The organism is Pseudomonas palmensis, from assembly GCF_017848315.1.
Classification (GTDB): Bacteria; Pseudomonadota; Gammaproteobacteria; order Pseudomonadales; family Pseudomonadaceae; genus Aquipseudomonas; species Aquipseudomonas palmensis.
On sequence record NZ_JAFKEC010000027.1, the window covers coordinates 1 to 14,273 of the forward strand.

The 14,273-nt window shown below is 64.2% G+C and carries 15 protein-coding genes; 12 read left to right on the plus strand and 3 right to left on the minus strand.

What is annotated here, in order from left to right; all coding sequences use genetic code 11:
- Nucleotides 1-56 precede the first annotated feature (56 nt).
- From JZZ72_RS15410 to JZZ72_RS15445, 8 genes are all read left to right on the plus strand, one after another.
- Nucleotides 57-383 (plus strand): DUF485 domain-containing protein, encoded by a 327-nt coding sequence (locus JZZ72_RS15410; protein WP_043864525.1) that lies wholly within the window; start codon nt 57-59, stop codon nt 381-383.
- Complete coding sequence (locus tag JZZ72_RS15415) at nt 380-2,038, plus strand: cation acetate symporter (protein ID WP_058541320.1); 1,659 nt, start codon at nt 380-382, stop codon at nt 2,036-2,038. Before JZZ72_RS15410 ends, JZZ72_RS15415 begins: the two co-directional genes overlap by 4 nt.
- Before the next feature lie 84 nt (nt 2,039-2,122).
- Complete coding sequence (locus JZZ72_RS15420; RefSeq protein ID WP_210014675.1) at nt 2,123-3,391, plus strand: OprD family porin; 1,269 nt, start codon at nt 2,123-2,125, stop codon at nt 3,389-3,391.
- Between the two features lie 134 nt (nt 3,392-3,525).
- On the plus strand, nt 3,526-3,828 hold the full coding sequence (locus tag JZZ72_RS15425; RefSeq protein WP_054915303.1) for a type II toxin-antitoxin system HigB family toxin: 303 nt from the start codon (nt 3,526-3,528) through the stop codon (nt 3,826-3,828).
- 4 nt (nt 3,829-3,832) lie between these two features.
- Entirely contained in the window at nt 3,833-4,222 is a 390-nt protein-coding gene (locus JZZ72_RS15430) for a helix-turn-helix domain-containing protein (RefSeq protein ID WP_043864529.1), read from the plus strand.
- Nucleotides 4,223-4,259: 37 nt separating this feature from the next.
- Nucleotides 4,260-4,964, plus strand: coding sequence for a hypothetical protein (locus JZZ72_RS15435; RefSeq protein WP_210014676.1), 705 nt, complete (start codon nt 4,260-4,262; stop codon nt 4,962-4,964).
- 38 nt (nt 4,965-5,002) lie between these two features.
- Nucleotides 5,003-6,880: a DUF294 nucleotidyltransferase-like domain-containing protein gene (locus JZZ72_RS15440; protein WP_210014677.1), complete on the plus strand. Its 1,878-nt coding sequence runs from the start codon at nt 5,003-5,005 to the stop codon at nt 6,878-6,880.
- Nucleotides 6,877-7,587 (plus strand): 3'-5' exonuclease, encoded by a 711-nt coding sequence (locus JZZ72_RS15445; RefSeq protein ID WP_043864532.1) that lies wholly within the window; start codon nt 6,877-6,879, stop codon nt 7,585-7,587. The genes JZZ72_RS15440 and JZZ72_RS15445 overlap by 4 nt, the downstream gene beginning before the upstream one ends.
- Before the next feature lie 140 nt (nt 7,588-7,727).
- Here the strand turns inward: JZZ72_RS15445 and JZZ72_RS15450 are convergent, their stop codons facing one another.
- On the minus strand, nt 7,728-9,398 hold the full coding sequence (locus tag JZZ72_RS15450; protein ID WP_054915306.1) for a BCCT family transporter: 1,671 nt from the start codon (nt 9,396-9,398) through the stop codon (nt 7,728-7,730).
- Nucleotides 9,399-9,601: 203 nt separating this feature from the next.
- Between JZZ72_RS15450 and JZZ72_RS15455 the strand changes: the two genes are divergently transcribed.
- Nucleotides 9,602-9,949 carry a hypothetical protein gene (locus JZZ72_RS15455; protein WP_058541323.1) on the plus strand — a complete coding sequence of 116 codons (348 nt, stop codon included), beginning with the start codon at nt 9,602-9,604 and terminating at the stop codon, nt 9,947-9,949.
- Nucleotides 9,950-9,955: 6 nt separating this feature from the next.
- Here JZZ72_RS15455 and JZZ72_RS15460 read toward each other — a convergent pair whose 3' ends face one another.
- Complete coding sequence (locus tag JZZ72_RS15460) at nt 9,956-10,921, minus strand: GlxA family transcriptional regulator (RefSeq protein ID WP_054915308.1); 966 nt, start codon at nt 10,919-10,921, stop codon at nt 9,956-9,958.
- A 127-nt stretch (nt 10,922-11,048) separates the two neighbouring features.
- Here JZZ72_RS15460 and JZZ72_RS15465 point away from each other — a divergent pair, with 127 nt between their 5' ends.
- Complete coding sequence (locus JZZ72_RS15465) at nt 11,049-11,690, plus strand: HD domain-containing protein (protein ID WP_043864536.1); 642 nt, start codon at nt 11,049-11,051, stop codon at nt 11,688-11,690.
- On the opposite strand, the gene JZZ72_RS15470 is transcribed toward JZZ72_RS15465, so the two are convergent.
- The gene (locus JZZ72_RS15470) at nt 11,687-11,926 is read right to left on the minus strand and encodes a divalent metal cation transporter (protein WP_231390636.1); all 240 of its coding nucleotides are present in this window, start codon (nt 11,924-11,926) and stop codon (nt 11,687-11,689) included. The genes JZZ72_RS15465 and JZZ72_RS15470 overlap by 4 nt on opposite strands.
- A gap of 259 nt (nt 11,927-12,185) precedes the next feature.
- Here JZZ72_RS15470 and dusA point away from each other — a divergent pair, with 259 nt between their 5' ends.
- Nucleotides 12,186-13,196, plus strand: coding sequence for a tRNA dihydrouridine(20/20a) synthase DusA (gene dusA, locus JZZ72_RS15475; RefSeq protein ID WP_123752349.1), 1,011 nt, complete (start codon nt 12,186-12,188; stop codon nt 13,194-13,196).
- 120 nt (nt 13,197-13,316) lie between these two features.
- Nucleotides 13,317-14,243, plus strand: a complete 927-nt coding sequence (gene tal / locus JZZ72_RS15480; RefSeq protein WP_043864539.1) for a transaldolase — start codon at nt 13,317-13,319, stop codon at nt 14,241-14,243.
- Nucleotides 14,244-14,273: the final 30 nt, after the last annotated feature.

Consider the following 14,273-nt stretch of genomic DNA (forward strand, 5'->3'; position numbering starts at 1 on the left):
CGCAACAAAGTCGATGGCCCGCCCCAGGCAATAAAAACAACAAAGGAGCCCCACCCATGACGCACGCCCCAACCGATCACGCGCAGAGTTGCGACCGCATCCGCGCCAACCCCAAATTCCAGCAACTGGTGCGCACCCGATCGCGCCTGGCCTGGTCACTCAGCGCCGCAGTGCTGGGTGCCTACTACCTGTTCATGCTGGTGGTGGCGTTCTACCCGCAGGTGCTGCACACACCGCTGGGGGACGGTCGCCAACTGACCCTCGGCATTCCCGTGGCCTCGGCACTGATCGTGCTGTCGTGGCTGCTGACCGGCTGGTACGTGCGCAGCGCCAATACCCGCTTCGACAGCCTCAGCGCACAGGTACTGGAGGAGTCGAAATGAACCGCACCGCACTGCTAGTGCTGAGCAGCCTGCTGCTGACCCCGGCGGCTTTCGCGGCGCCGCTGGTGGCCGACAAACAACCGGTCAACCTGCACGCCATCGCGATGTTCTTCGTGTTCGTGCTGGGCACCCTGGCGATCACCTGGTGGGCCGCGCGCCAGACCCGCTCCACCTCCGACTTCTACACCGCCGGCGGCGGCATCAGCGGTTTCCAGAACGGCCTGGCGATTGCCGGCGACTACATGTCGGCGGCCACCCTGCTGGGCCTGTCGAGCCTGGTGTTCGCCAAGGGCTACGACGGCTTCATCTACACCGTGGCGTTCTTCGTCGGCTGGCCGATCATCACCTTCCTGATGGCCGAGCGCCTGCGCAACCTGGGGCGCTACACCTTTGCCGACATCGTGTCGTACCGCCTGGACCAGACCCGCATCCGCACCTTCGCCGCCTTCGGCTCGCTGACCGTGGTGTGCTGCTACCTGGTGGTGCAGATGGTGGGTGCCGGGCAACTGATCAAGCTGCTGTTCGGCCTGGACTACAGCACCGCCGTGATGGTGGTGGGCGCCCTGATGCTGGTGTACGTGATCTTCGGCGGCATGATCGCCACCACCTGGGTGCAGATCATCAAGGCCGTGCTGTTGCTGGCCGGTGGCACCACCCTGGCGCTGCTGGCCATGGCCGAGTTCGGTTTCAGCCTGGAAACCCTGGCCAGTCGCGCAGTGAACGTGCACAGCACAGGCTGGAGCATCATGGGCCCCGGCTCGATGCTGGCCGACCCGATCAACGCCGCGTCGCTGTCGCTGGGGCTGGTGTTCGGCATCGCCGGGCTGCCGCATATCCTGATGCGCTTTTTCACCGTGCCCAACGCCAAGGAAGCACGCAAGTCGGTGTTCTACGCCACCGGCTTCATCGGTTTCTTCTTTCTGGTGGTGATGGTGCTGGGCTACGCGGCCATCGTCATCGTCGGCACCGACCCGCAGTTCTACGTGGACGGCGACCTCAAGGGCGCGCTGATCGGTGGCGGCAACATGGTCGCCATGCACCTTGCAAAGGCAGTGGGCGGCAACCTGTTCCTGGGCTTCCTGTCGGCGGTGGCCTTCGCCACCATTCTCGCGGTGGTGTCGGGCCTGGCACTGGCCGGTGCGTCGGCCATCTCCCATGACCTCTACGCCACCGTGTGGAAAAAGGGCACCGCCAGCGAAAAGGACGAGATGCGCGTGACCCGTATCGCCACCGTCGGCCTGGGCATCATCGCGATCCTGCTGGGCATCCTGTTCGAGAAGCAGAACGTGGCCTTCCTGGTGGGCCTGACCTTCGGTATCGCCGCCTCCACCAACTTCCCGGTGCTGATCATGGCCATGTACTGGAAAGGCCTGACCACCCGCGGCGCGCTGGCCGGCGGCTTTGCCGGGCTGATCACCGCGCTGGGGCTGGTGATCCTGTCGCCGGCGGTGTGGGTGTCGGTGCTGGGCAACGCCCAGGCGATCTACCCCTATGACCATCCGGCACTGTTTTCCATGCCGCTGGCGTTCCTGGTCACGGTGATTGTGTCCAGGCTCGACCGCAGCGCCCGCGCAGCCCGCGAACGTGCCGCCTTCGACGACCAGTTCGTGCGCGCACAGACTGGCCTGGGCGCCGCCACCGCCGTCAGCCACTGAACCACTGCAACCCCTGTCACGGGCCGCTACGGCGGCCCGTGCGGGCATCGCTGCACCTCATAAAAACAAAAAAGAGGATTTACCATGCACCGCACTTTCCCACCGTTCAGCCTTGGCCTGCTGGCCACGGCAACACTCGCCGGCGTTTGCAGCACGGCCAACGCGGCCTTTGTCGATGACAGCAAGGCCAGCGTGGAACTGCGCAACTTCTACTTCAACCGCGACTTTCGCCAGCACGAGGCCCCGCAGTCCAAGGCCGAGGAATGGGCCCAGGGCTTTGTGCTGCGCTACGAGTCCGGCTTTACCGAGGGCACCCTGGGCGTTGGGGTGGACGCCATCGGCCTGCTCGGGCTCAAGCTCGATTCCAGCCTCGAACGCAGTGGTAGCGGCCTGCTGCAGCGTGACCGCGAGGCACCGCGCCGTGCCCAGGGCGAATACAGCGAGCTGGGCCTGACCGCCAAGGTGCGCGCCAGTCACAGCGTGTTGAAGGTCGGCACCCTGATACCCAGGCTGCCGGTGCTGATGCCAAACGACTCGCGACTGTTGCCGCAGACCTTTTCCGGCGGGCAGTTGAACGTGCAGGAGCTGGAGAACCTGAACCTCGACATCGGCCGGCTGCGCCAGGTCAACCAGCGCGACTCCACCGACTACGAGGACATGGGCGTGACCACGGGCGCGGCAAAAAACATCGTGGCCCGGCGCAGCGACAGCGATCGCTTCGACTTCGCCAGCCTTAGCTACAAGTGGACCGACAGCCTGAGCACCAGCTACAGCTACGGTGCGCTCGACAACCTCTACCGCCAGCACTTCGTGGGCCTGAACCACACCTGGGCGCTGGGTGAGGGGCAGTCGCTCAAAAGCGATATCCGGTTCGCCCGCTCCAGCGACGACGGCGCCAGCAACGTCGACAACAAGGCGCTGGGGGCGATGTTCACCTATGGCATACAGGGCCACGCCTTCGGTGTGGGCTACCAGCGCATGCGCGGCGACACCGGCTTTGCCTACCTCAACGGCGCCGATGCCTACCTGGTGAACTTCGTGCAGATCGGCGACTTCGCCAACAAGGACGAAACCTCGTGGCAGGCCCGCTACGACTTCAACTTCGCCAGCGTGGGCCTGCCGGGGCTGACCTTCATGACCCGCTACCTGCGCGGCGACGGCATCGACCTGGGTGCGGGGCGGCCCGATGGCAAGGAGTGGGAGCGCGACACCGATATCGGCTACGTGGTGCAAAGCGGCCCGCTGAAAAACGTCGGCGTGAAGTGGCGAAACGCCACGGTACGCTCCACGCATTTCGGCAACGACCTGGACGAGAACCGGCTGATCCTGTCGTACACCGTTGCACTCTGGTAATTGAACATTGGCCATTCGGCGATAACACTCAGGCGTTGCTCGTGGTCCAGAGGGCAACGTCTGACGTCATCAAGCGACGAACAACTGGAAGTCGCGCTTGAAAAAGTCCCACCTTGGGACCAGAATGGGGCCTTATGAGAATCATTGCCATCAGTCACCTGAAAGCATTTTCCGAGAAGCATCCTGCATCCAAGCAACCCTTGCTCTCATGGATTGACGAAGCCAGGCAGGCAAGATGGTCCACGCCTGCGGATATCAAGGCGCAGTTCGGCAATGCCAGCATCCTCAAAAGTCGCAGAGTGGTGTTCAATATCAAAGGCAATGACTATCGGATCGTGGCTGCCGTGGCCTATCGCTTCGAAGCCATCTACATCAAGTTTGTCGGTACTCACGAACAATACGATGGCATTGACGCCGACACCGTTGAGATGGAGTGATCCTGTGAACATTCACCCAATTCATACCGAGCAGGACTACAAGGCCGCGTTGAACGCAGTGTCCGAGCTGTTCGACAACGAGCCGGAACCCGGCACGCCCGAAGGTGATTACTTCGATGTCATGGTCACGCTGATAGAGGCGTATGAGACCAAGCAGTTTCCGCTCGACCTGCCCGACCCCATCGAGGCTATTCGCTTCAGAATGGAGCAGTCCGGCCTGAGCGCCGCCGACCTGGTACCGGCAATCGGCCGGAAGAACCGGGTCTACGAAGTACTCAATGGAACGAGAGCGCTGACACTGCCGATGATATGGCGGTTGCACGAAATGTTCGGAATTCCGGCGCAAAGTCTGATAAAACCTCGACAAGTACAGGGCGTCGACACTACACGTTGACTGCTTGCGCAGCGCTATCGAGCCAGGGAGGCCCGGCATGTTTCACGTTCTGTTCCACCGCTTTCCTCTTGCCCTTGCCCTGAGCGCCCTGCTCGTCGCCTGCGTGCCCTACCCGCGAGAGCGCCCGGCCTATGCCGACCTGTGCGAGTCGCACCAGGTGTTCGAGGTGCCGACCGCGCACGGGGTCAAGACCTTCTACCTGTACACCTACCTCTACGACCATGCGCTGATGTGGAGAGATCGACCCTACACGCAGGGTTACTTCAGCGTGCCCCACGGCTCGCCACAGCGCGAGTTCTACGTGCAGGTGATCGGCTTCAACAAGAATCGCCAGCAGCCTCTCAAGGCAGGGTCGGGCGAAGCGCCCATCCCCATGCTGTACGACAGCCGCAAGGCCTACCTGACCTTCGAGAATGGCCAGCGCCTGGCGGCCCGCCCGGACCTTTACCTGGGCGCGTTGAACAACGACTTCCCGCTTTCGGGCAAGGACTACGTGCGCCCCTCGCCGTTCGACATCAACAGTGACGAGGTGCACCGGCGCATTCCCAAGCTCACCAACAACAGCCGCTATGGCTCGGTCTACGTCGCGTTCAACACCCCGGACTTCAACGCCGACGCCAAGTGGACGATCAACCTGGGCACGTTGGAAATCGACGGGCAGTCGGTTACTGTGGCCCCACTGCAACTGTGCCACCACCCGAAAAAATCCTGGATCGGCGTCGAGCCGTTGATGCGGCCCTGAGCCCCGGTCCACTTCACGCCCACATTCAGCGAGGTTGCATGCAGATCGAGCTTCTGGAGGTTCGCGATCACCTCCACCGTTTCGCCCCTTTCGACGCCCTGCCCGAAGAAACCCTCAACGGCATTGCGCCACGTATCCAGGTGAGCTATTTCAAGGCCGGCAGCACCATCCTGGAAGCAGGCGCCAGCATCCAGGACCTGCACTACGTGCGCAGTGGTGCGGTGGAGATCTACCGGCGCAACGGCGAGCTCTACAACCGCCTGGGCGAAGGCGACATCTTCGGCCAGGCCGGGTTGCTGCGCAGCAACAAGGTGCGCTTTCCGGCCAAGGCGCTGGAAGACAGCCTGATCTACTTCATTCCGGCAGACCTGTTTGCCGAACTGTGCGAGCAGCACGACAGCTTTGCCGAGTTCGTCGAGGCCGAAGGGCATTCGCGCCTCAAGTCCGCTGTCGAAGGCCAGGGCCGCGCCAGCGAGCTGATCCAGCTCAAGGCACGCACCCTGCTCTCGCGCAGCCTGGTGTGGGTGAGCCAGGACACTTCGATTCTGGACGCGGCGCGCCTGATGGCCGCCGAAAGCGTGTCGTGCGTGGCAGTGGTCGAACCGGTACCGGATGCCCCCGACAGACTGCTGGGGCTGGTCACCGACCGGGACCTGCGCACCCGCGTGCTGGCCGCCGACCTCAGCAGCAGCCTGCCCATCAGCACGGTGATGTCGAGCGATCCGGTGGTGATCCAGGCCAACGACTCGGTGTTCGAAGCCATGCTGTGCATGCTGCGGCGCAACATCCACCACCTGCCGGTGGTGCACAAGGGCCGCACGCTGGGGCTGATCAACCTGTCGAACATCATCCGCCACGAGTCCCAGAGCAGCCTGCACCTGGTCAACAGCATCTCCAACCAGAACAGCGTGGCCGGCCTGCGCTCGCTGCTGCGCGACCTGCGCGGCACCTATGTGCGCATGGTGCGCGATGGCGCCACCGCGCACATGATCGGCAGCGCGATTTCCGGCATCGGGCGCGCCTTCACCCAGCGCCTGCTGGAACTGGCCGAACGCGACCTGGGCCCGCCGCCGGTGCCGTACTGCTTCATGGCGCTGGGCTCGATGGCGCGGGACGAACAGTTGCTGGTCACCGACCAGGACAACGCCCTGGTGCTGGACGACAGCTTCGACCCGGTGCAGCACGACGCCTACTTCCTCAAACTCGCCACCTTCGTCAGCGACGGCCTGGCCGCGTGCGGCTACAGCTACTGCAAGGGCGGGATCATGGCCACCAACGACCAGTGGCGCCAGCCGCTGCGGGTATGGAAGGGCTACTTCACCCAGTGGATCGACAAACCCAACGCGGCCACCCTGCTCAACAGCAGCATCTTCTTCGACCTCGACGGGGTGTATGGCCAGCTGGAACTGGTGGAAACCCTCAAGACCCTGTGCGCGAAGAAGTCCAGCGCCAGCCCCGCCTTTCTTACCGCCATGGCGCGCAATGCACTGAACCGTACGCCGCCGCTGGGGTTCTTCCGCACCTTCGTGATGGAAACCGACGGCCGCCAGAAACAGATCATCAATCTCAAGGGCCGCGGCACCGCACCGCTCACCGACCTGATTCGCGTACATGCCCTGGCCTGCGCCAGTACCGCGCAGAACTCGGTCGAGCGCCTGGAAGCCATCAGCGCCACCAAGCTGATGCAGCCGGCGGCCATCGAGCACCTGCGTTATGCGCTGGAGTTCCTGTCGATGGTGCGCATTCGGCACCAGGTGGACGCCCTCGAAAACGGCCAGCAGCCGGACAACTACATCGAGCCCGAGCGCTTCTCCAGCAGCGAGCGACACAACCTCAAGGAAGCGTTCCAGGTGCTGAGCCATGCGCAGAAGTTCCTGCGCTTTCGCTACCCTGGCATCGTGCGGCACTCGCGATGAAGCCGCGTGGTATCGACCGTATCGACTGGGCAACGCGCTTTCAGGCATTGGCAGCCCAGGCGCGCAACCCGCTGCTGAAGAACTTCTATGCCGCCGGCGTGGTTCCGGCTGGCACTCCCCTGGAGCAGGTGCCGTTGCTGGCGCTGGATGTGGAAACCACCGGGCTGGATGCGCAGAAGGATGCCATTGTCAGCATTGGCCTGATGCCCTTCACCCTGCAGCGCATCCGCTGCGCCGAGGCGCGCTACTGGGTGGTGAAACCGCGCACCGAACTGAGCGACGAGTCGGTGACCTTCCACCACATCACCCACAGCGACATCCGCCATGCGCCCACCCTGCCCCATGTGCTCAACGCGTTGCTGGGGGCCATGGCCGGGCATGTGATGGTGGTGCATTACCGCAACCTGGAACGCGGGTTTCTCGACAATGCGGTGCGACGACACCTGGGTGAGGGGTTGGAGTTTCCGGTGATCGACACCATGCAGCTGGAAGCACTGCTGCACCGTGGCAAACGCAGTTGGCGGGACCGCCTGCTGCGCCGGCCGCCAGCCTCGATACGCCTGGCCGACAGCCGCGCGCGCTATCACCTGCCGCCGTATCACGCGCACCATGCCCTGACCGATGCGTTGGCCACGGCCGAGCTGTTGCAGGCCCAGGTGGCACATCGGTTCGAAGCGGGAATGGAAATCGGGCGGCTGTGGGATTGAACGCCAGCAAACTGGCTTTGTGCAGAAGCCAGCCTTGCTGGCGATGCCCGGCTACGCCGGGCCAGGGGCGCCATGCACGCCATCGCCGGCAAGGCCGGCTGCTACGCCCCCCACAATAAAGTTGCTGCGCCGGGCGGGCTTTAACCGCGCGGCTCCGACATCAGTCCCTTGACCAGCGACACACAGCCGAGCAGCAACACGATGGCGAACGGCAGGCCGGTCGACACCGCCATCGCCTGCAGCGCAATCAAGCCGCCACCGAGCAAAAGCGCAATCGCGATCACGCCCTGCATCACCGCCCAGAACACCCGCTGCGGCACCGGTGCATCCACCTTGCCACCGGCGGTGATGGTATCGATCACCAGCGAGCCGGAGTCGGACGAGGTGATGAAGAACACCGCCACCAGCACGATGCCGATGAACGAGGTGATCTCCTTGAGCGGCAGGCCGCTGAGCATCGCGAACAGCTTGAGCTCCAGCACCGCATCGGTCACGCCGGCAAAGTGCTGGTTCACGGTCTGATCGATGGCGGTGCCGCCGAAAGTGGTCATCCACAGTACCGATACCAGCGAGGGCACCAGCAACACGGCGATGAGAAACTCGCGCACCGTGCGGCCACGGCTGACACGGGCGATGAACATGCCCACGAACGGCGACCAGCTGATCCACCAGGCCCAGTAGAAGGCAGTCCAGCCCTGGGTGAACTCGGCATCCTCGCGCCCCACCGGGTTGGACAACGCCGGCAGGTACTCGATGTAGGCCGTGAGGTTTCTGAAGAAGCCGGTGAAGATCGCCAGGGTCGGCCCGACCACGATGATGAACACCAGCAGCAGCAACGCCAGGCCCATGTTCACCTGGGACAGCATCTTCACGCCCTTGTCCATGCCGGCCAGCACCGAGCCCAGTGCGATGATGCTGATGCCGATGATCAGCAGCACCTTGCTGACATTGGTCGAGGGGATCGCGAACAGGTATTCGAGCCCGGCTGCCGCCTGCTCGGCACCGATCCCGAGGGAAGTGGCCAGGCCGAACAGCGTGGCGAACACCGCCAGGATATCGATCACATGCCCCGGCCAGCCCCACACGCGCTCACCCAGCAACGGGTAGAACACCGAGCGGATCGACAGCGGCAAGCCCTTGTTGTAGGTGAACAGCGCCAGCGACAACGCAACGATCGCGTAGATCGCCCACGGGTGCAGGCCCCAGTGGTAGATGGTGGCCGCCATCGCCATGTCGGCCGCCACCTTGGCATCACCGCCTGCACCGCCCAGCGGCGCCCAGTCGGTACGCACGCCGTTGGCGTCGAGGGTGACCCCGCCCATGGCGGCCGAGAAGTGCGACATCGGTTCGGCCACGCCATAGAACATCAGGCCGATACCCATGCCGGCGGCGAACAGCATCGAGAACCAGCCCACATAGGAATGGTCCGGCACCGCTTCGCGCCCGCCCAGGCGCACCTTGCCCAACGGCGAGACGATCAGGCCCAGGCACAGCAGTACGAAGATGTTCGCGGTGCTCATGAAGAACCACGCCAGGTTGGCGGTCAACCAGCTGCGCATGGCGCTGAACACCGGCTCGACTTCGTTCTGCAAGGCCAGGGTGAGGATGACGAACAGGAAGATGGTGGCGGCAGAGATGAGGAACACCTTGCCGTGGATGTCCAGCGAGAAGGAAAACTCGCCCTTGAAATTGTCCTGGCCGACGACGTAGTCGGTATCGATCAGGTTTACTTCACCGCTGGGAGCTGGAATGCCGTCGACGGTCGGCGGCTGAGAATGCCCGGGTGTGTCGTTGGAGGGGGTTCTTCCCACGAAATAGCTCCTTGAATTGCTGGCACGCTTCGACGTGCAGTGATCTGATAGCCCCGCTGTTCCTATGGCAAAACGAGAAATGTGAAGGCCACAGGGTAGCAGGCCTGAGGTCGGACCGCCGCACCCGTCATCGGTTCAAGGCTTTTTGCCATTATTTGCATTCACCTTGCCGGCCCTTTATTGCACGACTCAAGCGAGCCCCCATGTCCCGATACGCCATCGCCGTCACCGCCGCCGACCACAAGCCAGGGATCGTCAAGCTGCTGCGCCAGTGGTCTGCCGACAGCATCGGCGAGCTGATGCGCAAGGTGGGCACGCAAACGCCGGTCGTGCTGTTCGATACCACGGACTTCGCCCTGGAGGTGCCCAGCGAGCAAGGCACGGTGACGCAGCAGCAAACGCTGCTGGCAATCATCGATGCGCTGGAGCAGGCCGGCGCCAGCCTGCGCATCACCCACCATGCAGGCACGCTGGTGGAGCCGCTGACGCGTGAGATGCTGGAGAACCTGTTCGAAAGCGAGCTGCTCTACCTGGGCCAGGAGCACGACTGAGCGTTGCTACGCCCCGCCGTGCCCGTAACGCTTGCGGTACTCGGCAGGTGTCACCCCCACGTGCTTGAAGAACGCGCGGCGCAAGGTGTCGGCGTTGGCGAAGCCGCATTTGGCGGCGACCTGCTTGGGCGCATCACCACCGGCCTCCAGCAGGGCGCGTGCAGCGGCCACCCGCGCCGACTCCACCCAGGCTGCGGGGGTGACGCCCACCTCGGCATGAAACAGCCGGGCAAAATGCCGGGGGCTGAGGCCGGCATGTTCGGCCAGTGCCTCGACTGTCAGCGCCAGCTGCGGGTTGGCGGCCACCCAGCGCTGCACTTGCTGCAACACCGAACGCCCGGCTGGCTGCGCCTCGCCCTTGCGGCTGAACTGCAACTGCCCGCCCGGGCGCTTGAAGAACATCACCAGTTGCGCCGCTACCCGCAGCGCGATTTCACGGCCCAGGTCTTCCTCCACCAGCATCAGCGCCAGGTCCAGCCCGGCAGTGACCCCGGCGGCTGTGCGCAGCTTGCCGTCGCGCACATACAGCGCGTCCTCTTCCACGCTCAGGCTCGGGTAACGCTGTGCCAGGGCCTGTGCCGCGGCCCAGTGCGTGGTCACCCGCCGCCCATCCAGCAACCCGCTGGCCGCCAGCGCGAAGGCGCCGGTGCACACCGAGCCGAAGCGGCGCGACTGGCCCGCGCAGTCGCGGATCCAGGCCAGCAGCGTGTTGTTCAGTTGCATCCGCGCCGCATCCGGCGCCCCGGCCACCAGCAAGGTGTCGAAGCACTGCCCGGGCTCACCTGCCACCAGGTCGGGCAACAGCCGCGCACCGGACGAGCTGTGAATGGGCCCTGGCTCGCACGCCACCACCTGCAACGTGTAGACCTGCCGACCCGCCTCGACATTGGCCTGGGCGAACACATCCAGTGGGCCCGACACATCGAGCAGTTGAACACCGGGCAGCGCGAGTACGGCAATGGTTCTGGTCATGGCGAAGGGGCGAACCTGAAGGCGTCGTGATTTCACGTGAAATGGCAGTATATGGCGTATCACGCCATTTGAGGACAGCAGTGTCGAGGCTGACAATGGAGGCGAACCGCAACCCGGAGCCTGCCCCATGACACTCGACATCCACGGCATCAAGATCCCCGACAGCCAGCTCGCCCGCGAAATCACCGAGGTGGTACGCGATACGGCCTCGCCCCTGCTGTTCCACCATTCCAGCCGCGTGTTCTACTTCGCCGCCCTGGCGGGCCAGAAGCGCGGCCTGAAGTTCGACGCCGAGCTGCTGTACTGCGGCTGCATGTTCCACGACATGGGCCTGACCCATCAGCACAGCAGCGCCTGCGAGCGTTTCGAAGTGGATGGCGCCAATGCCGCACGCGACTTCCTGTGCGGCCACGGCATCGCCCAGCAGGACATCGATACGGTATGGACCGCCATCGCTCTGCACACCACCCCAGGCATACCCGAGCACATGCACCCGGTGGTGGCGCTGGTGACGGCAGGGGTCGAGATGGACGTGCTGGGGCTGACCCACGGCCAGTACGGCGCTGCCGAGCGCGAAGCCATCGTCAGCGCCCACCCGCGGGGCGAGCATTTCAAGGAAGACATCATCCAGGCCTTCTACGACGGCATCCGCCACAAGCCGCAGACCACCTTCGGCAACGTCAAGGCGGATGTGCTGGCCGACAAGGACCCCGCCTTCAAGCCCGGGAATTTCTGTGCGGTGATTCGCGGCTCGAAGTGGGCGAGCTAGGCACCTGCTGGCCCGTGGTGCTTGATATTGGCGGCCAGGCCGCGACGGGTGATGTAGCCGATGCGTGCACTCACCAGTTGAATCGCGATCATCAGGGGCAGGGTCAGCACCACGGTCCACAGCATGGAGAAGCCAAACTGTGTGCCGGCTTGCGAATAGGTGGCGATACCGCTCGGATCGTCGTCGGCAGCGCCGGTGATCAACCCGGGCCCAAGCCGTCGCAGGCTGCGGCGCAATCCGATTTTCCTGACAGGCTTCATGGCCGCGCCTCGATTCACCTGCGGGGGTGGGCCGAACATTGCGCAGGGGACAGCAACAGACTAGCCCGCCCACGGCCATTTGGGCGCCGGCATGACGGGCTTGCAGGCGAAGCTTGCAGACTCTTGGTAAACTGGCGCACTTGTGTTTTTGGGGCTGGCCGGTGTGACGCGGTGTCAGCGCAGAACGCCCATCGCCCGAAACACCCCGAATTGGCTGCACCACACGTAGACGAACATGCTCTCAGAACCTGTTACAACTCCTGTAGATACGCGGCCCGAGCCGTCCCGCCGGTTCAGCGTTGCACCCATGATGGACTGGACCGACCGCCACTGCCGCTTCTTCCTGCGCCTGCTGTCGCGCAATGCCTTGCTCTACACCGAAATGGTCACCACCGGCGCCCTGCTGCATGGCGACGCCGAGCGTTTTCTGCGCCATGACGAAGCCGAGTACCCGCTGGCCCTGCAACTGGGTGGCAGCGTGCCGGCGGACTTGGCCGCCTGCGCCGTACTCGCGCAAAACGCCGGCTACAACGAAGTGAACCTCAACGTCGGCTGCCCCAGCGACCGCGTGCAGAACAACATGATCGGCGCCTGCCTGATGGGCCATCCGGGGTTGGTGGGCGATTGTGTCAAGGCCATGCTCGACGCAGTGCAGATCCCGGTCACGGTCAAACACCGCATCGGCATCAACGGCCGCGACAGCTACGCCGAGCTCTGCGACTTCGTCGGCCAGGTACGCGACGCAGGCTGCCGCAGCTTCACCGTACACGCGCGCATCGCCATCCTCGAGGGCCTCTCGCCCAAGGAGAACCGCGAGATCCCGCCACTGCGCTATGACGTCGCCGCGCAGCTCAAGGCCGACTTCCCGGACCTGGAGTTCATTCTCAATGGCGGCATCAAGACCCTCGCCGAATGCCAGCAGCACCTGCAGACCTTCGACGGCGTGATGCTCGGCCGCGAGGCGTACCACAACCCTTATGTACTGGCCGAAGTCGACCAGCAGCTGTTCGGCAGCGACGCCCCGGTGATCAGCCGCAGCGAAGCGCTGGCCAGGCTGCGCCCGTACATCGCCCAGCACCTGCAGAACGGCGGCGCCATGCACCATGTCACCCGGCATATCCTCGGCCTGGGCCAGGGCTTCCCCGGCGCTCGCAAGTTCCGCCAGCTGCTGTCGGTGGACATCCACAAGAGCACCGACCCCCTGGGCCTGCTCGACCAGGCGGGGCTGCTGCTGGAAGGACGCTAGGAACCTGCGCGCGGCTGGACACTCCAATCGTTACCCTCCCCCGATAGCCTGCCGCACAGCCCTTGAGCGGCCGGCAGCGCTCGGGTAATGTCGTCCAACCGCACAGGACAGAGCACGCTCATGACTTCCAAGCTGGAACAACTCAAGCAGTTCACCACGGTCGTCGCCGACACCGGCGATATCGATGCGATCAGCCGGCTCAAGCCGGTCGACGCCACCACCAACCCGTCCCTGTTGCTCAAGGCCGCCGCCATGCCCGGCTATGCCGAGCTGCTCGATGACGCGCTCAAGCACAGCAAGGGCGACCTGGGCCTTGCCTGCGATGCATTCGCGGTATCGGTGGGCAGCGGAATTCTCAAGGTGATCCCGGGCCGTATTTCCACGGAAGTGGACGCCCGACTGTCCTTCGACCAACCTGCCCTGCTGTCCAAGGCGCGCCAATTGATCGAGTTGTACGACAAGGCCGGCATCGGCCGCGACCGCGTGCTGATCAAGCTGGCCTCCACCTGGGAGGGCATCCGCGCCGCCGAGGTACTGGAAAAGGAAGGCATCCAGACCAACCTGACCCTGCTGTTTTCCTTCGCCCAGGCGGCTGCCTGTGCCGATGCCGGGGTGTTCCTGATTTCGCCGTTCGTGGGCCGTATCTACGACTGGTACAAGAAATCGACCGGCAAGGAGTATGTCGGGGCCGAAGACCCGGGCGTGAAGTCGGTCACGCGTATTTACGATTACTACAAGGCCAACGGCTACGACACCGTGGTCATGGGCGCCAGCTTCCGCAACATCGGCCAGATCGAGCAGTTGGCCGGCTGCGACCGCCTGACCATCAGCCCTGAGTTGCTGCAGCAGCTCAGCGATGACCAGGGCACCCTGGCGCGCAAGCTCACCCCGGGCAAGGCTGGCGAGCCACGCCTGACACTCGACGAAAGCCAGTTCCGCTGGCTCTCCAACGAAGATGCCATGGCCACCGAGAAACTCGCCGAGGGCATCCGCCAATTTGCGCGGGATCAGGAGAAACTCGAGGCGTTGTTGGCTGCAAAGGCCTGATACAAATATGGTTTGCCAGGCAAGGTGTGA

Excerpts from the sequence above, each read along its gene's own strand:
- JZZ72_RS15440 (WP_210014677.1), top strand. The coding sequence starts at position 5,003 with ATGCAGATCGAGCTTCTGGAGGTTCGCGATCACCTCCACCGTTTCGCC.
- dusA (WP_123752349.1), top strand. The coding sequence starts at position 12,186 with ATGCTCTCAGAACCTGTTACAACTCCTGTAGATACGCGGCCCGAGCCG.
- JZZ72_RS15455 (WP_058541323.1), top strand. The coding sequence starts at position 9,602 with ATGTCCCGATACGCCATCGCCGTCACCGCCGCCGACCACAAGCCAGGG.
- JZZ72_RS15460 (WP_054915308.1), bottom strand. The coding sequence starts at position 10,921 with ATGACCAGAACCATTGCCGTACTCGCGCTGCCCGGTGTTCAACTGCTC.
- JZZ72_RS15415 (WP_058541320.1), top strand. The coding sequence starts at position 380 with ATGAACCGCACCGCACTGCTAGTGCTGAGCAGCCTGCTGCTGACCCCG.
- JZZ72_RS15425 (WP_054915303.1), top strand. The coding sequence starts at position 3,526 with ATGAGAATCATTGCCATCAGTCACCTGAAAGCATTTTCCGAGAAGCAT.
- JZZ72_RS15465 (WP_043864536.1), top strand. The coding sequence starts at position 11,049 with ATGACACTCGACATCCACGGCATCAAGATCCCCGACAGCCAGCTCGCC.
- tal (WP_043864539.1), top strand. The coding sequence starts at position 13,317 with ATGACTTCCAAGCTGGAACAACTCAAGCAGTTCACCACGGTCGTCGCC.
- JZZ72_RS15445 (WP_043864532.1), top strand. The coding sequence starts at position 6,877 with ATGAAGCCGCGTGGTATCGACCGTATCGACTGGGCAACGCGCTTTCAG.
- JZZ72_RS15410 (WP_043864525.1), top strand. The coding sequence starts at position 57 with ATGACGCACGCCCCAACCGATCACGCGCAGAGTTGCGACCGCATCCGC.
- JZZ72_RS15420 (WP_210014675.1), top strand. The coding sequence starts at position 2,123 with ATGCACCGCACTTTCCCACCGTTCAGCCTTGGCCTGCTGGCCACGGCA.
- JZZ72_RS15435 (WP_210014676.1), top strand. The coding sequence starts at position 4,260 with ATGTTTCACGTTCTGTTCCACCGCTTTCCTCTTGCCCTTGCCCTGAGC.